The sequence below is a fragment of the Actinophytocola sp. genome (assembly GCF_036402745.1).
Lineage (GTDB): Bacteria > Actinomycetota > Actinomycetes > Mycobacteriales > Pseudonocardiaceae > Actinophytocola.
The window spans coordinates 17,838-40,426 of sequence record NZ_DASWSJ010000135.1; the positions used below are offsets into that span (position 1 = coordinate 17,838).

The 22,589-nt window shown below is 74.6% G+C and carries 19 protein-coding genes; 14 read left to right on the forward strand and 5 right to left on the reverse strand.

The window, feature by feature from the left end:
• Positions 1-18: 18 nt before the first annotated feature.
• Positions 19-1,008, forward strand: coding sequence for a pirin family protein (locus VGD70_RS13545; RefSeq protein WP_331081653.1), 990 nt, complete (start codon positions 19-21; stop codon positions 1,006-1,008).
• A 272-nt stretch (positions 1,009-1,280) separates the two neighbouring features.
• Here the strand turns inward: VGD70_RS13545 and VGD70_RS13550 are convergent, their stop codons facing one another.
• Positions 1,281-1,568, reverse strand: a complete 288-nt coding sequence (locus VGD70_RS13550; protein ID WP_331081655.1) for an MGMT family protein — start codon at positions 1,566-1,568, stop codon at positions 1,281-1,283.
• A 62-nt stretch (positions 1,569-1,630) separates the two neighbouring features.
• Between VGD70_RS13550 and VGD70_RS13555 the strand changes: the two genes are divergently transcribed.
• The 6 genes from VGD70_RS13555 to VGD70_RS13580 all read left to right on the forward strand — a co-directional run bounded on the left by VGD70_RS13555 (position 1,631) and on the right by VGD70_RS13580 (position 10,663).
• Positions 1,631-4,822, forward strand: a complete 3,192-nt coding sequence (locus VGD70_RS13555) for an ATP-dependent DNA helicase (protein WP_331081657.1) — start codon at positions 1,631-1,633, stop codon at positions 4,820-4,822.
• Positions 4,819-8,055 (forward strand): ATP-dependent DNA helicase, encoded by a 3,237-nt coding sequence (locus VGD70_RS13560; RefSeq protein ID WP_331081659.1) that lies wholly within the window; start codon positions 4,819-4,821, stop codon positions 8,053-8,055. The genes VGD70_RS13555 and VGD70_RS13560 overlap by 4 nt, the downstream gene beginning before the upstream one ends.
• Complete coding sequence (locus VGD70_RS13565; protein ID WP_331081661.1) at positions 8,052-8,372, forward strand: hypothetical protein; 321 nt, start codon at positions 8,052-8,054, stop codon at positions 8,370-8,372. Before VGD70_RS13560 ends, VGD70_RS13565 begins: the two co-directional genes overlap by 4 nt.
• 121 nt (positions 8,373-8,493) lie before the next feature.
• The gene (locus VGD70_RS13570; protein WP_331081663.1) at positions 8,494-8,970 is read left to right on the forward strand and encodes a hypothetical protein; all 477 of its coding nucleotides are present in this window, start codon (positions 8,494-8,496) and stop codon (positions 8,968-8,970) included.
• A 99-nt stretch (positions 8,971-9,069) separates the two neighbouring features.
• On the forward strand, positions 9,070-10,137 hold the full coding sequence (locus VGD70_RS13575; protein ID WP_331081712.1) for a potassium channel family protein: 1,068 nt from the start codon (positions 9,070-9,072) through the stop codon (positions 10,135-10,137).
• A gap of 37 nt (positions 10,138-10,174) precedes the next feature.
• Positions 10,175-10,663, forward strand: coding sequence for a hypothetical protein (locus VGD70_RS13580; RefSeq protein ID WP_331081665.1), 489 nt, complete (start codon positions 10,175-10,177; stop codon positions 10,661-10,663).
• Positions 10,664-10,669: 6 nt separating this feature from the next.
• Here VGD70_RS13580 and VGD70_RS13585 read toward each other — a convergent pair whose 3' ends face one another.
• Entirely contained in the window at positions 10,670-11,674 is a 1,005-nt protein-coding gene (locus VGD70_RS13585; RefSeq protein ID WP_331081667.1) for a neutral zinc metallopeptidase, read from the reverse strand.
• 570 nt (positions 11,675-12,244) lie between these two features.
• Here VGD70_RS13585 and VGD70_RS13590 point away from each other — a divergent pair.
• From VGD70_RS13590 to VGD70_RS13620, 7 genes are all read left to right on the forward strand, one after another.
• Positions 12,245-13,966: a DUF2207 domain-containing protein gene (locus tag VGD70_RS13590; protein ID WP_331081669.1), complete on the forward strand. Its 1,722-nt coding sequence runs from the start codon at positions 12,245-12,247 to the stop codon at positions 13,964-13,966.
• A 72-nt stretch (positions 13,967-14,038) separates the two neighbouring features.
• Positions 14,039-14,212, forward strand: a complete 174-nt coding sequence (locus VGD70_RS13595; protein ID WP_331081671.1) for a hypothetical protein — start codon at positions 14,039-14,041, stop codon at positions 14,210-14,212.
• Positions 14,212-14,916, forward strand: coding sequence for a hypothetical protein (locus VGD70_RS13600; RefSeq protein ID WP_331081673.1), 705 nt, complete (start codon positions 14,212-14,214; stop codon positions 14,914-14,916). Before VGD70_RS13595 ends, VGD70_RS13600 begins: the two co-directional genes overlap by 1 nt.
• Before the next feature lie 307 nt (positions 14,917-15,223).
• Entirely contained in the window at positions 15,224-16,507 is a 1,284-nt protein-coding gene (locus tag VGD70_RS13605; protein ID WP_331081675.1) for a pitrilysin family protein, read from the forward strand.
• Complete coding sequence (locus tag VGD70_RS13610; protein WP_331081677.1) at positions 16,504-17,865, forward strand: pitrilysin family protein; 1,362 nt, start codon at positions 16,504-16,506, stop codon at positions 17,863-17,865. The genes VGD70_RS13605 and VGD70_RS13610 overlap by 4 nt, the downstream gene beginning before the upstream one ends.
• Entirely contained in the window at positions 17,862-18,836 is a 975-nt protein-coding gene (gene nudC / locus VGD70_RS13615; RefSeq protein WP_331081679.1) for an NAD(+) diphosphatase, read from the forward strand. Before VGD70_RS13610 ends, nudC begins: the two co-directional genes overlap by 4 nt.
• A 282-nt stretch (positions 18,837-19,118) precedes the next feature.
• Positions 19,119-20,057: a cobalamin biosynthesis protein gene (locus tag VGD70_RS13620; protein ID WP_331081714.1), complete on the forward strand. Its 939-nt coding sequence runs from the start codon at positions 19,119-19,121 to the stop codon at positions 20,055-20,057.
• 350 nt (positions 20,058-20,407) lie between these two features.
• Here the strand turns inward: VGD70_RS13620 and VGD70_RS13625 are convergent, their stop codons facing one another.
• From VGD70_RS13625 to VGD70_RS13635, 3 genes are read right to left on the reverse strand one after another with little or no spacing between them, the layout of a single operon-like run.
• Entirely contained in the window at positions 20,408-21,232 is an 825-nt protein-coding gene (locus VGD70_RS13625; protein ID WP_331081681.1) for an SURF1 family protein, read from the reverse strand.
• Between the two features lie 20 nt (positions 21,233-21,252).
• Complete coding sequence (locus VGD70_RS13630) at positions 21,253-22,092, reverse strand: fructosamine kinase family protein (RefSeq protein WP_414637958.1); 840 nt, start codon at positions 22,090-22,092, stop codon at positions 21,253-21,255.
• Positions 22,089-22,559 (reverse strand): low molecular weight protein-tyrosine-phosphatase, encoded by a 471-nt coding sequence (locus VGD70_RS13635; protein ID WP_331081683.1) that lies wholly within the window; start codon positions 22,557-22,559, stop codon positions 22,089-22,091. The genes VGD70_RS13630 and VGD70_RS13635 overlap by 4 nt, the downstream gene beginning before the upstream one ends.
• Positions 22,560-22,589: the final 30 nt, after the last annotated feature.

Sequence of the window (22,589 nt, forward strand, 5' to 3'; positions counted from 1 at the left end):
CCTGACTTAGGAGGCGTCATGCCGGCGATCACCGCGGACACGCTCACCCTGCCCCGCCTACCCGACCTGCCCGCGCCGGACACGAACTGGCGTGGTGTGCACCGGATCGTCACCGCCCAGCGGTTCCTCGAGGGTGAGGGCTTCCAGGTCCGCCGGCCGTTCCCGGGTGTCGACCTGTCGATGGCCGACCCGTTCCTCCTGCTCGACCACATGGGCGCGGTCGAGTACGGCCCCGGCGAGGCCAAGGGCGCGCCGTGGCATCCGCACCGCGGGTTCGAGACCGTGACCTACATGATCGACGGCGCGTTCGAGCACACCGACTCCATCGGCGGCGGCGGGCTCATCACCGACGGGTCCACGCAGTGGATGACCGCCGGCGCCGGCATCCTGCACAACGAGGTTCCGCCGCAGGACATGGTCGCGAAGGGCGGCCTCTTCCACGGCGTGCAGCTGTGGGTCAACCTGCCGCGCGAGAAGAAGATGATCACGCCGCGCTACCAGGACATCGGCGCCCGCGACGCGACCCTGCTCTCCAGCGACGACGGCGGTGCCCTGGTCCGCGTGATCGCCGGCTCGCTCGACGGCCACGACGGCCCGGGCATGACCTACAGCCCGATCACCTACCTGCACGCGACGCTCAGCTCCGGCGCCCGGCTCGCGATGCCGTGGCCCGAGGACTACAACGCGCTGGTCTACGTGCTGTCCGGCCGCGGCACGGTCGGCCCCGAGCGCCGGCCGGTCGAGGAGGGCCAGCTGGCGGTCTTCAGCCACGGCGAGGCGCTGACCATGCAGGCGGCGGACGCGCAGCCGGCGAACTCGCCGACGGGCTGGGAGATCCTGGTGCTGGGCGGCGCCCCGATCAACGAGCCGGTGGCCCGCTACGGCCCCTTCGTGATGAACACGCGCCAGGAGATCATCACCGCGTTCGAGGACTTCCAGGCCGGCCGCCTGGGCCAGATCCCCGCGGAACACCTGGCCCACCGCACCAACGCCGACGAGACCCTCTGACGCCTCCGGCCCCCGGGAATCCAGCGTACGGACGCGCACCGACAATTCGGGGCCGGGCAAGGAAAGCCTGTGGACAGGTGGTCGGGGCGTGGCCTCCGGCCCCCGGGTTCCATGCTACGAACCAGCACCGACAAACCCGGCCGGGCCCGAGCCGGCCTGTGGACAAGCCGGTCGCGACCGCGCCGGGGGTCGTCCACAGACCGCACCCGGCCCACCCGAAACTGTCGGTGCCCGCTCGTAGGCTGGAAACCGGGGCCGGAGGCCAACGAGTGTCAAGGCCGCCAGCGGTACTCGCGCATGCTCACCCGCTGGCCGTCCGCCAGGACGCCCTCCGCCCGCAGCAGCTCGAGCTGCCGGTGCACGAGGTGCGGCGCAGGCGTCCCGTCCGACCGCAGCACGCGGTGCCACGGCAGGTCGTGCCCGTCCTCGCCCAGGATCCGCCCGATCAGCCGCGGCGTCGACGCCCCCGCGAGAGCGGCGACGTCGCCGTAGGACGCGACCCGGCCGGCGGGGATCGACGCGATCACCTCGCGGACCCGCTCGTGCAGCTCCTCGTCCACGGCGCCAAGTATGACGGCGTGCCGATGCACACCCGAGCCGGCCGCCGTGGTTCCATCGTCCGGTGGTCACCTCGGCTCCCCGGCTCGTCCGCCGGCCGGTGGCACCCCGACGGCCCTCCCGGTGGGATGCCGCGGCCCAGCGCGTGCTCGACGGCGCCGAAGGATTCGTCCGCGTCCTCGGCGGCCCCGGCACCGGCAAGACCACCCTGCTCACCGAGGTCGCGGCCGACCGGATCCTGCGCGGCGGCGTCGACCCCGAGCAGCTCCTCGTCATCACGGCGAACAGGAAGGCGGCCACCGACGTCCGCGAGGCCATCAGCGCCATCCTGACCCAGGGCGACGACCACGACATCAGAACCATCCGCGAGCCGCTCGTCCGCACCGTCCACTCCTACGCCTTCGCGGTGCTGCGCCTGCACGCCGCCATGCGCGACGTCCCCGGCCCGCGCCTGCTCTCCGGGCCCGAGCAGGACGCCGTCGTCCGGGAGCTGCTCGCCGGCGACGTCGAGGACGAGGCGCACTACTGGCCCGACCGCCTCTGGCCGGCGCTCGGCGTGCCCGGGTTCGGCGAGGAGCTGCGCGACCTCATGCTCCGCGCGGCCGAGCGGGGGCTCGGGCCGGAGGACCTCGTCAAGCTCGGCCGGGACGCCAAGCGCGAGGAGTGGGTCGCCGCCGGCAAGTTCGCCCGGCAGTACGAGCAGGTGACGCTGCTGGCCGGCGCCGCGGACAGCGCGGTCGCCCAGGAGAGCGCGCCCGCGCTCGACGCCGCCGAGCTCGTCGCGAGCGCGCTGCTCGCCTTCGAGACCGACGCCGACCTCCTCGCGGGCGAGCGCGGCCGGGTCCGCTACCTGCTCGTCGACGACGCCCAGCACCTCGACCCGCTGCAGTACCGCCTGCTCGCCCGGCTCGGCTTCGCCGCCAAGGAGTTCGTCCTCGCCGGCGACCCCGACCAGGCCGTCTTCTCCTTCCGCGGCGCCGACCCGCGGCTGCTCGGCGACACCCAGCCCGACGGCGGCACCATCGTCCTGCGCACGTCGCACCGGATGGCGCCCGCGGTCCACCAGGCCGTCGCCCGCCTCGCCGCCCGGCTGCCCGGCGTCGCCCCGCAGCGACCCACCGTCGACCCCGACGAGCCGGCCAGCGCCGACGGCCGGGTCGAGGTCCGCCTGCACGCCACCGACGCCGCCGAGGCCGCCTGGGCCGCCGACCAGCTGCGCCGCGCCCACCTCATCGACGGCGTCCCCTGGTCCAGGATGGCCGTCCTCGTCCGCTCGGCCACCCGCTCGGTCCCGATCCTGCAGCGCGCGCTGGCCTCGGCCGGCGTGCCCGTCACCACCGACGCCGACGAGCTGCCACTGGCCCGCCAGCCCGCCGTCCGCCCGTTCCTCGAGCTGCTGCGCGTCGCGGCCAACCCCTACGTCCTCGACCCCGCCCGCGCGGAGATGCTGCTGTCCTGCCAGTTCGGTGGCGCAGACCCGCTCGCGCTGCGCCGGCTGCGGCGGGGGCTGCGCCGGCTGGAGCTCGCCGCCGGCAACGACCGGTCCAGCGACGAGCTGCTCGTCGAGGTGCTCAACGACGACGACACGCTCGCCGCGCTCGAGGACTCCGAGGCCGCGAGCGTCCGCCGGGTGGCCGGCCTGCTGGCGACCGCCCGGCAGGCCATCGCCGACAACGTCGGCATCGAGCAGGTCCTCTGGCTGGTGTGGCAGCAGAGCGGGCTCGAGGCACGCTGGGTCGCCCAGTCCCAGCGCGGCGGCACCCTCGGCGCGCACGCCGACCGCGACCTCGACGCGATCGTCGGCCTGTTCCACGCGGCGGGCCGCTACGCCGACCGGCTGCCCGGCGCGGGCGTCACGGGGTTCGCCGACTTCCTTGCCGCACAACGGATCGTGGGCGACACGCTCGCGCCGGCCGCGCAGCGCGGCGAGGCCGTGTCGGTCAGCACCGCGCACGCCGCCGTCGGTCGCGAGTGGACGGTCGTGGCCGTGCTCGGCGTGCAGGAGGGCACCTGGCCGGACCTGCGGCTGCGTGGCTCGCTGCTGGGCGTGGAGCGGCTCACCGACCTGCTGTCCGGAGTGGACGGTGCGGGGCTGTCGGCCACGGCGCCGCTGCTGGCCGAGGAACGCAGGCTGCTGCTGGTCGCGGCCAGCCGGGCCCGGCACACGCTGCTGCTGTCCGCGATCCGCGGTGAGGACGAGCAGCCGTCCCGCTTCCTGGCCGAGCTCGCCGGCGGCGACGTCGAGGAGGCCGCCCGCCCCACCGCGCTGGGTGGCCCGCGCCGCGCGCTCGTGCTCGCGGACCTCGTGGGCGAGCTGCGCCGGGCGGTGTGCGACGGCACCGCGCCACCCGAGCGCCGGCAGCGGGCGGCCCGCCAGCTGGCCCGGCTCGCCGAGGCCGGCGTGCCCGGTGCGAGCCCCGAGGTCTGGTACGGCCTGCCCGAGCTGTCGAGCGCGCAGCCGCTGCGGGTCGCCGACGAGCGGGTCGTGGTCTCGCCGTCGACGGTCGAGGTGCTCGCGAGGTGCCCGTTGCGCTGGATGGTCGAGCGGCACGGCGGCCAGGACCCGGCCGAGCTGGCGTCGATCACCGGCGTGCTCGTCCACGCGCTGGCCCAGGCCGCGGCCGACGGCGCCGACGAGGTGGCGCTGCGGGCCGAGCTCGACCGGGCGTGGGACGTCGTGGACGCCGGCGCGCCGTGGTTCTCCCGGCGGGAGCGGGCCCGGGTGCACGCGATGATGGACACGTTCATGGGCTGGCTGCGCGCCACCCGCGGCGAGCTCACCCAGGTCGCCGTCGAGCAGGACTTCGCCGTCGACGTGCCCGGCGCGGACCCCGCGGTGCGCATCCGCGGCCGGGTCGACCGGCTCGAGGCCGACGCCGACGGGCATCCCGTGGTCGTCGACGTGAAGACCGGCCGGGTCCCGGTGAGCGAGGCGGACGCCAAGGAGCACCCGCAGCTCGCCGTCTACCAGCTGGCCGCGGCCTACGGCGCGTTCGTCGGGCTGGGCCTGGACCGCGAGCCCGGCGGCGCGCGGCTGCTGTACGTGTCGAAGGCCAACCGCAAGAAGCTCGCGACCGAGCGCAACCAGGACCCGGTCGGCGAGGACGGCCTCAAGCACTGGACCGGCGTGGTCGCCGACGCCGCCGCGGCGAGCGTCGGCCCCGACTACGTCGCCCGGCAGAACCCCGACTGCCCGCGCTGCCCGGTGCGGTTCAGCTGCCCGATGAACTCCAGCGGCCGCCAGGTGACCGAGTGATCAGCCCGCGCCTGCTGGCCGCCGGGCTCGGCCTGCCGGCGCCGACCGAGGAGCAGGCCGCGGTGATCGCCGCGCCCATCGAGCCGGCGCTGGTCGTGGCCGGTGCGGGCGCGGGCAAGACCGAGACGATGGCCGCGCGGGTGGTCTGGCTGGTGGCCAACGGCCTGGTCACGCCGGACCGGGTGCTGGGCCTCACGTTCACCCGCAAGGCCGCGCGGCAGCTCGCCGACCGGGTGCGGGCGCGGCTGCGGCGCCTGGCCGGGTCCGGGCTGCTGGAACGGATCGACCCGAGCGGCGAGCGGCTCGCCGCCGTGTACGCCGGCGAGCCGACCGTGCTCACCTACCACGCCTACGCCGGCCGGCTGGTGGCCGAGCACGGGCTGCGGCTGCCGGTCGAGCCCGGCGCGCGGCTGCTCACCGAGACCGCGTGCTGGCAGCTCGCGCACCGCGTCGTCGCCACCTGGACCCAGGACCTGGAGACCGACCGGGTGCCGGTCACCGTCACCCGCTACCTGCTGGAGCTGTCCGGCGAGCTCGCCGAGCACCTGGTCGACGAGGAGGCGCTGGCCCGCTACTCCGCGGAGGTCTGCGCGGCCATCGAGGACGCGCCGCGCGGGCCCCGGCAGCGCGCCGAGCTGTCCCAGGACCTGCGCGAGGTCGTTGCCACCCAACGGTTCCGGCTCGCGCTGCTGCCGCTCGTGCGGGCGTACGCGGAGCGCAAGCGGCGCGAGGGCGCGCTGGACTTCGCCGAGCAGATGGCCCTGGCCGCGCGGCTGGCCAGCACGCAGCCGGAGGTCGTGCGCGGCGAGCGGGAGCGCTACGGCGCGACGCTGCTGGACGAGTACCAGGACACCGGTCACTCGCAGCGGATCCTGCTGCGGTCGCTGTTCGGCGGGGTCGACGGCGAGCCGATGCCGGTCACCGCGGTGGGCGATCCCGTGCAGGCCATCTACGGCTGGCGCGGCGCGAGCGCGGCCAACCTGCCCCGGTTCGCGACGGACTTTCCCAAGCAGGGCAGGAAACCGGCCACCCGCTACGGGCTGCTGACGAGCTTCCGCAACCCGCCCGAGGTGCTGGCGCTGGCCAACGCGGTGTCCGCGCCGCTGCGGGCCGCGGGCCTGGACGTCGACGAGCTGCGCGCGCCCGCCGGGGCCGGGCCGGCCGATGTCCGATGTGGACTGTTCGCCGACGTCGAGGCCGAGGTCGAGTGGCTCGCCGACGCCGTCGCCGAACGCTGGCGGTCCACAGTGGACGAGACGGGCCGGCCGCCGACCGCGGCGGTGCTGGTGCGCAGGCGGGCGGACATGACCGACCTCGCCTCGGCGCTGCGGGCCCGCGGCCTGCCGGTGGAGGTCGTCGGCATCGGCGGGCTGCTGGACGAGCCGGAGGTGCGGGACCTGGTCTCGGCGCTGCGCGTGCTGATCGACCCGCTGGCCGGCACGGCGGCGGCGCGGGTGCTCACCGGCGCGCGGTGGCGGCTGGGCGCGGCGGACCTGGCGGCGCTGTGGCGGCGCGCGGCCGAGCTCGGCCGGTCCTACCAGGCCTCGGAAGGCGTGGGCGCGCTCGTCGACACGGTGCCGGGGGAGGGCACGGAGCAGGCCGGCCTGGTCGACGCGATCGACGACCCGGGTGACGCGGAGGCGTACTCGCACGAGGGCTACCGCCGGATCCGCACGCTGGGCGGGGAGCTGCGCGGGCTGCGGCGGCGGTTGGACCAGCCGCTGCCGGAGCTGGTGGCCGACGTGGAGCGGGCGATGCTGCTCGACGTCGAGGCGAAGGCCCGGCCGGGTGGGGCGGGCCGGGCGCACCTGAACAAGTTCGCCGACGTCGTGTCGGACTACGCGCAGACGAGCCCGTCGGCAAGCCTGCCGGCGCTGCTGGACTACCTCGCCGCGGCCGAGGCGGCGGAGGACGGGCTGGAGCCGGGCGAGGTCGAGGTCGCCGAGGACCGCGTGCAGATCCTCACGGTGCACTCGGCGAAGGGCCTGGAGTGGCAGATCGTCGCGGTGCCGCACCTGGTGAACGACGTGTTCCCGAGCCGGAAGCGGACCTCGTGCTGGCTGCGGGCGGTCACCGAGCTGCCGGCCCCGCTGCGGGGCGACGCCGCCGACCTGCCGTCGCTGTCGCTGGCCGGCGCGGCCAACCGCAAGGAGGTCGAGCAGGAGCTCACCCGGCACGCCGAGGCCTTCGCCGAGCGGGACCTGGTCGAGGAGCGCCGGCTCTGCTACGTGGCGCTCACCCGCTCCGAGCGCACGCTGCTCGTGTCCGCGCACTGGTGGGGCCGGACGGGGTCGAAGCCGAAGGGCCCGTCGGACTTCTTCACCTCGGTCGTCTCCGCCGTGTCCACAATGGACGAACGGGTGGCGTCGGTCGGGCACTGGGCCGAGCCGCCGCCGGAGGACGAGGAGAACCCGCTGGCCAACGCGGACCGCACGGCGGTGTGGCCGGCGGACCCGCTGTCGCTGGGCCGCGCGGACGTCCGCGAGGGTGCCGCGCTGGTCCGCGCCGAGCAGGAGGCGCTGCGCGGCGGCGCCGGCCAGCTGCTGCTGGAGGACGACCCCGAGGGCTGGCTGGCCGACACGGACGTGCTGCTGGCCGAGCGCGCCACCGCCGCGGCCCGCCGCGAGCAGGTGTCGCTGCCGCCGTCGATGTCGGTGAGCCAGCTGGTCGAGCTGGCCGCCGACCCCGCCGCGCTGGCCCGCCGGCTGCGCCGCCCGCTGCCGTTCCCGCCGAACCCGGTCGCGCGCCGGGGCACCGCTTTCCACGCCTGGCTGGAGAAGCGCTTCGGCTCGCGTGCGCTGCTGGACCTCGACGAGCTGCCCGGCTCGGCCGACGCCGACGCGGCCCCCGACGCGGACCTGGAGGCGTTGAAGGAGGCGTTCCTGTCCTCGTCCTGGGCCGACCGCGTCCCGCACGAGGTCGAGGTCCCGTTCAGCTGCGACGTCGCCGGGATCTCCTTGCGGGGCCGGATGGACGCGGTCTTCGCCGACCCGGACGGCGGCTGGACGGTGATCGACTGGAAGACCGGTGCCCTGCCGCGCGAAGAGGACCTGCCCGCGCTGACCGTGCAGCTGGCCGCGTACCGGCTCGCGTGGGCGAGCCTGTCCGCGGTGCCGGTCTCGCGGGTGCGCGCGGCGTTCCACCACATCCGCCAGGACCGCACCCTGAGCCCGGCCAACCTGATCGACGCCGACGGGCTGCGCAACCTCATCGGCGCGGTGCCGACCTCGTGACCGGCCAGCCGATCCAGCCGCTCTCGCCCGTGGAGCAACACGTCCTGGACCAGCTGCGCGAGCGCCTGGCGTTCCACGGCGTGCTGCCGGTCGAGTACGGCATCCTCGAGCCGAAGCCGGACGCCCTTGTCCTCGAACGGGTCCCGGGCGGCTGGCACATCCAGTTCTGGGACGCGAACCGGGGCCCCAGCGGCCACCCGACGGTCTTCCCCCGCGTGCTCGACGCCGCCCAGATCCTTCTGGCCATGCTCCTGTGGGGCACCGACATGGACGACGCCCGCGCCCGCCACCGCGCCGGCCGCGACAACCCGGCCTGACCCCGCCGAAGGTCTTGCCGCGCCGTGCACTTCCGGTTCCCCGGCGTGCACAACCGCTCGGCGACCGGGCCCGGCGATGCGACGTTCCTCCGCGAGGGCAACCCGAAGCGAGGAGGACGACATGGGGATACGCAAGGTACTGACCGGGCTCGCGGCCGCCGTCGCGGTGGCGACGGGGCTCGTGCTGGCGACGCCGGGGCAGGACGCGGACGCCAGCGGCAAGGAGCTCACGCACAGCCAGGCCGCCGCGAAGCTGCGTGCCGCCAACATCAGCTGGACCTCCAGCGGCGGCTGCAGCGACCGCAACAAGCCGAACTGCACCTCGTTCACCGGCATCAAGTCCGGCACGATCAGCGGGATCATCGCGTTCAAGAAGTCCAGCAGGTGCAAGGTGACCATCACCGGCGGCACCGAGACCGGCCACGCCTCGGGCACCTACAGCCACCGGAACGGCTACAAGGTCGACATCGCCAGGACCACCTGCGCCACCAACTACGTCAAGCGCAACTTCACGTCCATCGGCGGCGGCAAGTGGCGCTCGTCGGCCGGCAACGTCTACTACGACGAGAGCAACCACTGGGACATCACGTACTACTGAGCAACCAACCGTGTGGGGGTCGCCGGACACCGGCGGCCCCCACGTTAGTCTGCGCCCGTGACCAGCCCTGACGAGCCCGGGCACCGCCTGTCGCGCAAGCTGCGTGCGCGCCTGGCCGTCGACCGGCTGACCGATCGACCGGACCACTCGCTGGTCGGCGTCATCCGCATGCCGGAGAGCTCGGTCAGCCCGATGGCCTCGATCGTGCGCCGGGTCATCTGGGCGTTCGTCGCGCTGCTCGCGGCCGTGCTGCTGGTCTACCTCGACCGCGACGGCTACCGCGACACCAACGGCGACGGGCTGTCGCTGCTGGACTGCTTCTACTACGCGACCGTGTCGCTGTCGACCACCGGATACGGTGACATCACCCCGGTCAGCGAGACCGCTCGGCTGGTCAACATCCTGGTGATCACCCCGCTGCGGGTGCTCTTCCTGATCGTCCTGGTCGGTACCACGCTCGCGGTCCTCACCGAGCGCTCCCGTCAGGCTTTCAAGCTGCAACGATGGAGGTCGAAGGTGCGCGATCACGTGGTGGTCGTCGGGTACGGCACCAAGGGGCGCTCGGCGGTCAGCTCGGTGCTATCCGACGGCGTCGAGGCCGAGCGCATCGTGGTGGTGGACACCGACCAGTCGATGCTGGACGCCGCCTCCGCGCTCGGCCTCGTCACCGTGCACGGCTCGGGCACCCGCTCGGACGTCCTGCGCGTCGCCGGCGTGCCACGCGCCAGGGCGGTGGTCGTGGCCGCGAACCGGGACGACTCGGCGGTGCTCGTCACCCTCACCGCGCGCGAGCTGGCCCCCAAGGCGCAGATCGTCGCGGCCGTGCGGGAGGCGGAGAACGTCCACCTGCTCCGCCAGTCCGGCGCCAACCAGGTCGTGGTCTCCAGCGAGACGGCCGGCCGGCTGCTCGGCATGGCCACCCACACGCCCAGCGTCGTCGACATGGTCGAGGACCTGATCACGCCCGAGTCCGGCCTGGCGATCGCCGAGCGGGACGTCGAGCCCGGCGAGATCGGCGGGTCGCCGCGCCACCTGTCCGACATAGTGTTGGGCGTCGTCCGCAACGGGACACTCTTCCGAGTGGATCACCCGGAGGCGGACGCCATCGAGCCTGGTGATCGGTTGCTCTACGTCAAGAAGGTCACTCCGGCGAGCGACACCGACTGAGGTACTCACCCTCGATGGCATCTGCGACCATCGTCGGGTGCGGATCGCGGGCTGGCAGGTACCACCCGGTTACTTGCGTTGGGCGGCGGCGGGCCTGGGGCTGTTCGTGCTGAGCGTCCTCGTCGCGGTCGTCGTGAGCGCGCTCGGCCTGCTCGGCTTCTCCTCGGCGGCCGAGGACGGGGGCACCCGGGTGGCCGCCACGGTCACCGCGGGCGCGCCGTGCAGCAAGGCGGGCGCCACCGAGACGGTCACGTTCAAGATCAACGGCGCCGAGCGCCGGGCCCGCTTCGACGGCTGCGGCCACACGAAGGGCGAGCCGGTCGAGATCCTCGTGCCCCCCGGCCCACCCCGCGACGACCTGGTGGTCCACTCCGCCGCCGCGGCCGTCGGCGACAGCGCGCCGGGGGAGGGGCTGGGCCTGGTGTTCGTGGTCGCGAGCGGTCTCGCGGGGGCGGGCTACGCGTTCCTCATCCGCCGCGGCCCGCGCGGCACGGCCCTGCCGCCCGCCCTGCGCCTGGTGGCCTGAGCCTGCCTAAGCCACGTCCGCCGGGGGCGAGAGCCACGTGTTGCACTGGAACGTCCGGTTCTTCTGCGCGCCCTGCTCCCACCACCCCGACGTGTGCGCGTCCGTCCCGTGGTCGCGGGGCACGCCCGCCTGGTGGTCGCCGCGGTCCTGGGTCGTCCGGGCCTCGTTGAGGATGTTGTCGTCGACCGAGCCGCGGGAGTAGGTCCCCGCGAGGAACATGCCCGAGAAGCACTGCGCCTGCAGCTCCAGCCGCCGGGACAGCTCCAGCCCCGCCTCCGAGTCCACGCCCGCGTCGTAGCGTGCCTGGGCGTAGGCGTCCATGACCCCGCTCAGCGCCTGCACGTGGTGGCCGTACTCGTGGGCCAGCAACGCGAGGTACACCCCGGGGTGCGCGCCGTACGTCTCGCTCTGCAGCCCCGAGAACGGCATGTACAGCGTGTTGTTCTCCGCGCAGTAGAACGCCGCCGCCCGGCCGCCGGACACCGAGCCGCACGGGCTCGACCACTCGGTGCCCTCGGGGAACTCGATCTTCGGCGGGAAGAACGGCAGCCCGGCCCGCTGCATCACCGGTCCCCACGCCGCGTCCAGGCACGGGATCGCGCTCGTGAAGAACGCCGCCGCGCCCTGCGGGTCGGTCGTCCAGCGCACCAGGTTGCAGGTCACCGCGGGCGTGCCGTTGTCGGCGGCGAACAGCGGGTTGTCGCCGAGCGTGTACACCGGCTGCGGACCCGCCGGGGTGGTCTCGGTCGGCGTGTCCTGGGTGGTGGTGCCGACCGTGTCGCTGGTGGTGGTCGTCGTTGTCGCGTCGGTGGTCGTGGTCGTGGTCTCGGTGGTGGTGCTCGACTCGTTGCCGCTGGTCGTCGCGGGCGCGTCGTAGCCGGTGTCGGCCACGTGGTCGCCGCTTTTGTTCAGCGCGAGGAACCCGATCAGGCCGGCGCTGACGACGAGCACGGCGACCAGGATCGTCGCCACCAGCGGGCCGGTGTTGGACTTCGGCCGCGGGCGCGGCATCCCCGGATGGCCGGGATAGCCCTGCAGCCACGGCGGCGCCGTCGAGCCGGGCGGCGGGACGCCCTGGCCGGGTGGGGGAAAGCCGGGCGGAAACGTTTGCGGGCCGGGGAATCGCCCACCCGGCGGCGGCCCGAACCCACCGGGGCCGGGAGGCGGGAACGGCGGTCGGGGCGGCCCACCGGGCGGCCCGGCCTGATACGGACCGGTCTGGCCGGTCGGCCCGGCTTGGTATGGCCCGGTCTGGCCGGGTGGCCCTGCTTGGTAGGGCCCGGTCTGGCCGGGTGGCCGCTGGTACGGCCCGGTCGGCGGCCCGCCCTGGTACGGCGGCGTGGGAGAGGGCGCGGCCGGCGGCGGGCCCGCGTGCCGACCCGGCCGGTACCCCGGGGCCGGTCGCGGCGGAAGGGGGCGCGCCTGCGGCGGTGGCAGCGGCCCGGTCGGCCGCCACGGACCCGGTGGTGGCTGAGTCATCCCCGCTTGTCCCCCCACAATCCGATCACCCGGCAGATCACCCCGGCCCGATCTTGCCGGACAGGCGGTGAGCATATGGGCACTGCACTATCCTCCGCAGGCGTGTTGGCGAACTGGGGGGCCGCGCTCGCGGCGGCAGCAGCGGTGTCCGGCGCCGCGATGTTGGGATCGGCGCAACCGACGGGACCGTCGATCCCTCCGCCACCGCCCGGCGGACCCACGCTCGAGTTCCCCGTGCCGACCGGTCCGTCGATCTCGTTCGACCCCACGAGGCCGAGCACCCCGCCGACCGGCCCGCGGCCCGTGCCGCTGCTCCCGCAGAGCGTCAACATCGCGCTGAAGGTCGAGCACGACGGCCGGCTGTCGGTCACCGAGCAGGTGTTCGTCCAGGCCCGCAAGACCATGACCCGCCACCAGCCGCTGCGCATCCAGGCCGGCGACGACACGGACCGGGTGTTCACCGTCCGGGACGTGAAGCTCGCCGGCAACGGCAGCACCGAGATCACCGGCGACGAGTTCGTCATGCGGCTCGGCGGGGGCGCCACCACGGTCACCTACACCGTCGACGGCGCGGTCGTCGACGCCGGCGACCACCAGGAGGTCCGCTGGCAGGTGGCCGGCGGCTGGGACGTCAACGTCCGCCTGCTGCGCGCGAGCTTCGTCGCGCCCGAGCTGCCCAGCCAGATCGTCTGCCTGGCCGGCCGGCGCGGCTCGGAGGCACCCTGCTCGTCCGCGCTCACCGACCACGGCCAGGTCCTGCGGGTCGTCCAGGAGGACCTGGCGGCCGGCGAGCGGGTCGACCTCGCGGTCACGCTGCCCAGCGGCGCGGTCGGCGGCAACGCCAGGTTCGACGACGTCACGACGAGCGCGTTCGCCCTCACCCCGGTCAGCGGGCTCGGCCTCGGCGTGCTGGCGCTGGTGCTGGTCGGCGGGTTCGTGCTGCTGTGGCTGGCCCGCGGCCGGGACGCCCGCGCGCTCGCCGCCGACGTCGGCCCGGTCGAGCTGCTGGTCACCGACGGCGGCCGGGTCGCGTTCGCCTCGCCGGACGGCGTGCTGCCCGGCGAGGTCGGCACGGTCGTCGACGAGCACGTGGACGTCGCCGACGTCACCGCCACCGTCGTCGACCTCGCGGTACGCAACTACCTCTCGGTCCGGCGCGCCGGGGACGACTGGCTGCTGCTGCGCCGCAACCCGCCGGACGACGCGCTCACCGGCCACGAGCGCGCGGTGTGGAACGCGCTCCTCGGGGACGCGAGCGAGGTGTCGCTGGCCCAGCTGCGCGGCCGCCGGCTCGACCTGTCCGGGGTTCGCGACGAGCTCTACGCCGGGGTGGTGCGGCACGAGTGGTTCGCCCGCAGGCCCGACCACGAGCGGACCCGCTGGATGCTCGCCGGCGTGCTCGTCGCGGTCCTCGGCGTCGCGGCCACCGTCGTGCTCGCGCTGACGATCGGGCACGCGCTGCTCGGCGTCGCGGTCGTGATCGGCGGGCTGGGCCTCGCGCTCGGCGCCCGGTTCATGCCGGCGCGGACCAAGCGCGGCAGCGTGCTGGTGCAGCAGGTGCGCGGGCTGCTCGGCTACCTGCGCGGCACCGACGCGTCGGAGGTGCCGGCCGCGGACCGGGAGATGGTGCTGTCCCGGTCGCTGCCCTACGCGGTGGTGCTCGGCGAGACCGATGGCTGGCTAGCCCGGTTCGCCGACCTCGACACGGCGGCCGACGGCACCGCGGGCATCTACTGGTTCGAGGGCGAGAACATCGTCGCCGACTTCCCCGTGTTCCTCCGCGAGCTGGACGCGGTGCTCACCGCATCGGGGCAGCTTCGCTGAACGACCGCCGATTGTCGGTGGGCTTCGGTACGTTCGGCGCAACACCCGGATGGACCGATGTGCGGAGGAACGGTGTCGAGCGCGGAGGACTGGCTGCGGCAGGCTGAGGAGCAGAGCGAGCGGCGGCTCCTCAGGCAGATCTCCAAGACGCCGCAGTGGTTGGTGCGGGCGCTTAAGGAGATCCAGACGGCCGTCAACCAGCGCAACGGCCACAACCGGGACGCGATGGATCGCGGGTTCGCCTGATGACCGAGATTCCGCACGAGGTGCCGGGCGTCGCGGAGGCCAGGCTCGTCGGCTCGCTCGCCTCGTCCTGGTTGCGCGGCGACGTCATCCAGGTGCTGGCGTCGGCCGGCGAGCTCGACCGTGAGCGCTACAAGGTGCGCGGCCTCGACGAGGACGGCCACCCCACGGGCGCGTTCGAGCGGGGTGCGGGCGCGGTCATCGACGCCTTCGTGGGCGGGGGCACCGCCGGCGAGTACATCGCGGTCCGCGGCGACCATCCCCAGTGCGCGGCGGTCGGGTTCTATCGAGGCCTGCGGCACGAGCACGCGTGGCTGGTCATCACCTCGCACCGGGTTGCCGTGCTGCGCCTACGCGACCGCGCCGCGGGCCAGGACGCGGAGGACCACCTGGCGGAGGCCAAACGCGAGGGGTCGATCGGCGGCGCGCTGCGCGGGCTGGGCAAGTTCGTGAAGGCCTCGGCCACGGAGTTCGCCAAGAGCATGCGCCGCCCACCCCTACACGAACGTCCAGGCGACGCGGAGCTGGTCTGCGAGTTCGAGGCCCCCCGCCAGGCCCTGGCCGGCGTGGAGAAGTGGAAGCAGCCCTTGGTCCCCCAGTTCCGCGGCGGCCCGAGATTCCTCCAGATCCACTTCACCGACGGCTCCTGGGCCCGCCTGAAAACGGACGAAGCAGGCCAACAAGCCCTAACCGGCTCCTCCGAGTGACCTCACCCCGCCCTGCCGCCACCTCTGCTCGCCCGACGCGCCGAATCCGTGGTCTGGCAACAGAATCCGTGGTCCGGCAACAACTGACCCCGGAGTGGGTGGGGGCTGCCCTACCGGAGTTCTGCTCGCGCGCGCGAGCGCCGCCCGCGCACGGGAGCCAAACGTACGGTGTTCGGCCCACCGCGCGGCCGCCCTCGGCCGCCGACCAACACGCCACCGAGGGAAGCCACAACGCCGTTCACCCGAGGCGGTGATCCACTCGCCGGGCTGGCCGCCGATCGTCGGCGTTGACACGTAGGCTGCGGATATGCCAGCAACCGAGCTGAACAGGTTCACGCTGCCCAACGGTCTGCGTGTGGTCCTCGCGCCGGATCCGACCTCTCCGGTCGTCGGCGTGAGCGTGCACTACGACGTGGGGTTCCGGTCCGAGCCGGAGGGCCGCACGGGCTTCGCGCACCTGTTCGAGCACCTCATGTTCCAGGGCAGCGAGAGCCTGGAGAAGCTCGCGCACTTCCGGCACGTGCAGTCCTCCGGCGGCACCTTCAACGGGTCCACCCATCCGGACTACACCGACTACTTCATGGTGCTGCCCTCCGCCGGCCTCGAGCGCGCGCTCTTCCTCGAGGCCGACCGGATGCGGGCGCCCAAGCTCACCGACGAGAACCTGCGCAACCAGGTCGACGTGGTGAAGGAAGAGATCCGGCTCAACGTGCTCAACCGGCCCTACGGCGGGTTCCCCTGGATCCTCCTGCCCCCGGTCCTCTACCAGACCTTTCCCAACGCGCACAACGGCTACGGCGACTTCACCGAGCTCGAGCAGGCCACCCTCGAGGACTGCGCGCAGTTCTTCGACACCTACTACGCGCCGGCCAACGCCGTGCTCACCGTCGCCGGCGACATCGGCGTCGAGCGCGCCAGGGAGCTGATCGACAAGCACTTCGGCGACGTCCCGGCCCGCCCGGCGCCCCAGCGGCCCTCGTTCGCCGAGCCGCCGCCCGCCGGCGAGCTGCGCGGCGAGCACGTCGACCCGCACGCGCCGCTGCCCGCGCTCGCGCTCGGCTACCGGATGCCCGACCCCGTCAACGAGCTCGACGGCTACCTCGCCAACCTGGTCCTCGCCGCCGTGCTCTCCGAGGGCGACGGCTCCCGGCTCCAGCAGCGCCTGGTCCACCGCGAGCCGCTGGTCACCGACGTCAACGCCGCCTGCGGGCTGTTCGGCCCGTTCGAGGCGCGCGACCCGGACACGTTCATCGTCACCGCCGTGCACTCGCCCGACGTCGCCCAGGCCCGGGTGCTCGCCGCCGTGGACGAGGAGCTCGACAAGCTCGCGGCCACGCCGCCCACCGACCAGGAGCTCGCCAAGGTCACCGCCCGCTGGGTGGCCGGCCTGCACCGCGAGCACGACCGGCTGATCTCGCGCACCCTCGCGTTCGGCTCGCTCGAGCTGCTCTACAACGACCCCGGCCTCGTCCACACGCTGCCCGACCGCATCTCCGCGGTCACCCCGGACGCCGTCGCCGCGGCGGCCAAGGCGTTGCGCCCCGACTCGCGTGCGGTCCTCACCGTCACGCCCGCAGGAGGAGACCAGTGACCACGTTCCGCACGGCCGCCGAGATCGGCCACACCGAGCTCGGACCGCGGCCGCTGCCCGCGCTCGCCGTGCAGCGCGCGGCCACCGGTCTGTCCTCAGTGGACACCGTGCTGGACAACGGCCTGCGGGTCGTCGCGGTCCACGCGCCCACCGTCCCGACGGTCGAGCTGCGGCTGCGCATCCCGTTCGCCGGCACCGATCCGCTGCACGCGGCACGCGCCGAGGTACTCGCCGCCACCATCCTCACCGGCACCGACCGCCGCGACCGGGTCGCCATCGACACCGACCTCGCGCTCGTCGGCGGCGAGCTCGACGCCGGCGTCGACCCCGAGCGGCTCAGCATCAGCGGCAACGCGCTGGCCAGCGGCTTCGACACGCTGCTCGACGTGCTCGCCGACGCGCTCACCGGCGCCGTCCACCGCGACGACGAGGTCGGCCGCGAGCGCGACCGGCTCGTCGAGCGCATCGCGGTCGCCCGGTCCCAGCCCAGCGTCATCGCGCGCGAGGCGCTGCAGCGGCACCGCTACGGCGACCACCCGTACACCCGCGAGATGCCCGAGGCCGGCGACGTGGCCACGGTCACCCCCGAGCAGGTGCGCGCGCTGCACACCGCCGGCGTCCTGCCGCGCGGCTCGGTGCTGGTGCTGGTCGGCGACGTCACGCCGGACGACGCGGTCACCCGGATCGGCCGGGCGCTGTCCGGCTGGTCCGCCGACCGCGCGGCCGCCGAGCTGCCCGACCTGCCGGAGATCACCGCCGGCGACCTGCTGTTCGTGCCGCGGCCGGGGGCGGTGCAGTCGCAGCTGCGGCTCACCGCGCAGGCCATCGTGCGCACCGACCCGCAGTATCCGGCGCTGCAGCTGGCCAACCTCGTGTTCGGCGGCTTCTTCTCCTCGCGCCTGGTCGAGAACATCCGTGAGGACAAGGGCTACACCTACCACGCGCGGTCGTCCGTGGAGTTCACGCCGAGCGGCGCCACGCTGCTGGTCGAGACCGACACGGCCAGCGACGTCACCGCGCCCGCGCTGCTCGAGATGCGCTACGAGCTGGCCCGGCTCGGCCTCGTGCCGCCCACGGAGTCCGAAGTGGACACCGTGCGGCAGTACGCGATCGGGTCGCTGCTCATCTCCACCGCGTCGCAGGGCGGGCTCGCCTCGCAGCTCGCCGCGCTGGCCGAGCTCGGGCTGGGTGTCGACTGGCTCGTCGACCACCCGGGGCGGCTCGCGGCGGTCAGCGCCGAGCAGATCGCGGAGGCGGCGCTGGAGTTCTTCGCGCCCACCCGCTACACCGGTGTCGTCGTCGGCGATGCCGCGCAGCTGCGCCTGCTGCAGTCGTTGGGCGGCGTCGTCACCGCATGAGCACCCCGTTCCAGCTCGCGGAGCTGCCCAGCCTGTCGCGGTCCACAGTGGACCGCAACGAGCTGGTGCGCACCGACCCGGCCCGGCTGGCCAAGCTGTGGGCCACCGGCCGGGTCATCCTGCTGGACGAGAAGGGCCGCACCCCGGTCGGCGCGGGCGCCACCACGCTCGCCACCCGGCCGGCGGTGCGGATCGCCGACGAGCGCCCGCCGGACGCGCTGCTGCTCGGCGAGCACGACGGGGTCGGCTACTGGGCGGTGCAGCGGGCCGAGCAGCTGCGTGAGGGTGTGGCGTCGCCGGACAACGCGTGGGGCCTGTGGACCGGTGCCGCCTCCGAGGACGGCGAGCAGTGGCACGACCTGCGCACGGTCGGTGCGCTGCTGGACGACACGTCGGCGGGCCTGTACACCACCGCGGTCGGGCTCACCGGCTGGCACGCGCGGGCCGGCTTCTGCGCCAAGTGCGGCGCGCCCACCGAGCGGGTCAACGCGGGATGGGCGACCCACTGCACGGGGTGCGGGCGCGAGGAGTACCCGCGCACCGACCCGGCGGTCATCTGCCTCGTGCACGACGACGTCGGCGTCAACGGCGCCAGTGTCGTGTTGGCCCGGCAGCCGATCTGGCCCCCGGAGCGCTACTCGGTCCTGGCGGGCTTCGTCGAGGCCGGCGAGTCGCTGGAGGCGTGCGTGGCGCGCGAGATCGCCGAGGAGGTCGGCGTCTCGGTCACCGGCATCCGGTATCTCGGCAGCCAGCCGTGGCCGTTCCCCCGCTCGATCATGGTCGGCTTCACGGCGCTCGCCCCACGAGGCGCCGAGCTCCGCCCCGCCGACGGCGAGATAGAGGAGGCCCGCTGGGTCTCCCGCACAGAGCTGCGAAAGGCCCTGGCCGCCGGCGGCGACATCGAGGGCCTCAAGCTCCCCGGCCCGACCTCGATCGCCCGCCTGATGCTGTCCGCCTGGGCTGCCGCCTAAGGCCTGTCTCGTAGATCATCGGGTGAAGTCCTGCGCCGACCACCGGAACCTCAGGGGACCGTGACGGCACCCAGCCACCCTCCACCTCGATACCCGCACCATTCGCCGGGACGCAACGCACACTTTTAATCCCGGGGAGGCGGACTAGCCCGGGCCCACGGCCGCCGAGGAACGGTGGGCGGCCGGGGATCGGCGCCTGTGTGCGGGTCGTGTGGCCGGTGGCGCTACCGTGTCGACCTCGGTGGCCCGGCAACCGGCCGGGCGGTGGGGGTGACGGACGTGGTGAGCGTGGCGCGTGCGGTCGGGCTGCTGCTCGGCGTCGCCGCGGATGGGGCGTTCGGGGATCCGCGGCGGGGGCATCCGGTGGCGGGCTTCGGGAAGGTCGCCGAGCGGGTCGAGCGGGTCCTCTACCGCGACCACAAGCTGCCCGGCATCGTGCACGCGGCCGTGCTCAGCGGAGGCGCCGTCGCGATCGGGGTGCTCGCGGAGCGCGCCGGCCGGGGCCGGCCGGTCGTCCAGGCGGCCACCACCGCGGCGGCGACGTGGCTCGTGCTCGGCGGCCGGTCGCTGGCCGTGCAGGGCGCGGCGATCGGCCGCGAGCTCGACGCCGGCGAGTTGCCCGCCGCCCGCGAACGCCTGCCCTACCTGTGCGGCCGCGACCCGGAGAAGCTGGACGCCGACGGCCTGGCCCGCGCGGCCGTCGAGTCGGTCGCGGAGAACACGTCGGACGCGGTCGTGGCGCCGCTGCTGTGGGGTGCGGTCGCGGGGGTGCCGGGGCTGCTCGGCTACCGCGCGGTCAACACGCTGGACGCGATGGTCGGCTACCGGTCGCCGCGCTACCGGCGGTTCGGCTGGGCGTCGGCCCGGCTCGACGACGTCGTGAACCTGCTGCCGGCCCGGCTCGCGGCGGCGCTGACCGTCGTCGGCGCCCCGGTGGTCGGCGGCTCCTGGCGCGGTGCGTGGCAGACCTGGCACCGCGACGCGGCCGCCCATCCCAGCCCGAACGCCGGCCGGGTGGAGGCGGCCTTCGCCGGCGCGCTGGAGGTGAGGCTCGGCGGCCGGACGGTGTACGCGCACGGCGTCGAGGAACGCCCGGTGATGGGGGAGGGGCGCATGCCCGACTCCGGCCACGTGACGCGCGCGGTGGAGCTGTCCCGGGTGGTGGGCGGCCTGACGGCCGTGCTCACCGCCCTGATCGCGCTGCTCCGCTCCCGCCGCTGACGGCCGCCCGCTGACCGGGCGTGGCCTCCGGCCCCCGAGATCCAGCCTACTGAGGCACACCGACCATTTATGGGCGCGGCCGAGCGAGCCTGTGGACAACCGCCGGAATCGGGCGGGGCGTGGCCTCCGGCCCCCCAGAATCCAGCTTACCGACGGGCACCGACACTTTCGGGCCGCCGATGTTGGGCCTGTGGACAAGCGCGCGCCAGAACGGGACTGTCCACAGCCGACTCGACGACGCCCGGAAATGTCGGTGTCCACCCGTAGAATTGATACCGGGGGCCGGAGGCCACGCGAGGTGCCGGCGGCGACGCGTGTCGCGGAGGACGACCCCGCCAGCGCGACCAGAGCTAAGCCGACGCGGCCCGCTCCCGGGCCTCCTCCTCGGCGATCTGCCGGGCCACCGACACCCGGCGCGGCCGTTCCGGCGCCGGTGTCGCCAGCACGCCGCCCGGCCGGATCTCCCGCCACGTGAAGTACAGCCACGCCAGCAGCGCCATCACGCCGAACGTGATCCACTGCAGCGCATACGACAGGAACGGCCCCGCGTCGAGCTCCGGCAGCGGCAGCGCCGCCAGCACCCCGGGACTGCCGTCCGTGAGCTGCACGTAGCCCGGCCGGATCGTCAAACCGGTCACCTTCGCCACGGCTCGTGAGTCGACCGCGTACACCTGCTGGTGCCCGTTGTCGCCGGGAAGCGCCGCCCGCGCGCGCGGGTCGCGCTCGTCCACCCGGATCCGCGCGGTCAGCTCCCGCGTGCCCGACGGTGGCGCCGGATAGCCGGGGACCGCGCTCTCCTTGGGCCGGAGATAACCGCGGTCGACCAGGACCACCGCGCCGTCGGCGAGCCGGAACGGGGTGAGCACCTCGAACGCCGGCTGCCCTTGCACCGTCCGTAGCCGCGCCACGACCTCGTGGTCGGCGAGGTAGCTGCCGGTGAGCGTGACGGTCCGCCACTCGGTGTCCGGCCCGGGCGGTTCGCCGGCCGGCAGCAGGGCCTCGATCGGCACCTCGGCGGCGGTGAACGACCGGTTGATCGCGTCGTTGGTGGCCTTGCGCTCCGCGTGCCGGCTGAACTGCCACGGCGCGAGCACCACGAAGCACGCGGCGGCGAAGATCAGCACCGCCAACGTCAACGCCAGCCATCCGGGCCGGAGCAGGAACCGCAACCGCACCCCACCACGGTAAGCCAGCGTCATCCGCGCAGTGCCGCCCGGGCGGCCGACGCGGCCTGGCTCGGGTAGCCGCCGCCGAACAGGACCGTGTGGACCAGCAGCGGGAACAGCTGGTGCAGCCCGACCCGCCCGCGCCAGCCGTCGGCCAGCGGCGCGGTCTCGTCGTAGGCCGCGACGATCCGGTCGAGCCGCGCGCAGCCGAACAGGTGCAGCATCGCGAGGTCGGTCTCCCGGTGCCCGCCGTGCGCCGCCGGGTCGATGAGCCACCCGCGGCCGTCGGCGGACCACTGGACGTTGCCGCTCCACAGGTCCCCGTGCAGCCGCGCGGGCGGCTCGGCGGGCCCGGCCAGCGACTCGATCCGCTCGCACACCGTCTCGATCGCCCGCGCGTCGCCGCCCGCGAGCACGCTCTGGTCGACGGCGCCGCGCAGGTACGGCCGCACCCGGTGCTCGGCGTACCAGGCCGGCCACGCGTCACCGGTGACGTTGCGCATCGGCGCGAGGCCGATCCACGCGTCGGCCGGCCCGTCCGGCGGCGGCGACCCGAACGCCGGCGCGCCGGCCGCGTGCAGCCGGGCCAGCCCGCGCCCGAACCCCTCGGCGGCCCCGGCCGACGCCGCGCCCGGCACGACGAGGTCCACCACCAGCCACTCGTCGTCGTGGCCCAGCACCTCCGGCAGCGGGACCGCCGCGGGCTCGGCGAGCCAGCGCAGGCCGGCGACCTCGGCCCGCAACGCGGTCACCTGGTCGTGCCGCTTCGCGACGACGGTCCGGCCGTCGGCGAGCTCGACCCGCCGCGCGGTGCCGCCGAGCGAGGTGGTGCTCGTCGCGGGCGAACCGGTCAGCGCCTCGATGTTCACAGCCGTTCGCGGACCCAGGCCAGCACGCCGGGTGTGGCCGCCTCGATCATGGCGAGCACGTCGGCGAAGCCGTCCCGGTCGCCGTAGTACGGGTCGGGCACGTCGAGGTCGCCGCGGGCGGCGGGGTCGAACGAGCGGAACATCCGCACCCGGTCCGGGTCGTCGCCGTGGTGCTCGAGCAGGTCGCGCAGGGCCGCCTCGTGGCCGGCGTCCATGGCCAGCAGCAGGTCCGCGTCGAGGTGCTCGGCGCCGACCTGCGCGGCGACGTGCCCGGTGGGGTAGCCGGCGCCGGCGAGCGTGCGCGCGGCCCGGGAGTCGGCCGGCTCGCCGACGTGCCACGGCCCGATGCCGGCGCTGGTCACCCGCACCTGGTCGGCGAGCCCGGCCCGCCGCAGGTGCTCGGTGAGGACGAGGGCGGCCATGGGGGAGCGGCAGATGTTGCCGGAGCAGACGAAGCACACGTGCACGCCGCCGAGTCTGCCCGAACACCTTGTCGA

What these genes read in the sequence shown, in the direction of transcription:
- VGD70_RS13545 (WP_331081653.1), top strand. Translation starts at nt 19, where the DNA reads ATGCCGGCGATCACCGCGGACACGCTCACCCTGCCCCGCCTACCCGAC.
- VGD70_RS13570 (WP_331081663.1), top strand. Translation starts at nt 8,494, where the DNA reads ATGGGGATACGCAAGGTACTGACCGGGCTCGCGGCCGCCGTCGCGGTG.
- VGD70_RS13585 (WP_331081667.1), bottom strand. Translation starts at nt 11,674, where the DNA reads ATGCCGCGCCCGCGGCCGAAGTCCAACACCGGCCCGCTGGTGGCGACG.
- VGD70_RS13600 (WP_331081673.1), top strand. Translation starts at nt 14,212, where the DNA reads ATGACCGAGATTCCGCACGAGGTGCCGGGCGTCGCGGAGGCCAGGCTC.
- VGD70_RS13605 (WP_331081675.1), top strand. Translation starts at nt 15,224, where the DNA reads ATGCCAGCAACCGAGCTGAACAGGTTCACGCTGCCCAACGGTCTGCGT.
- nudC (WP_331081679.1), top strand. Translation starts at nt 17,862, where the DNA reads ATGAGCACCCCGTTCCAGCTCGCGGAGCTGCCCAGCCTGTCGCGGTCC.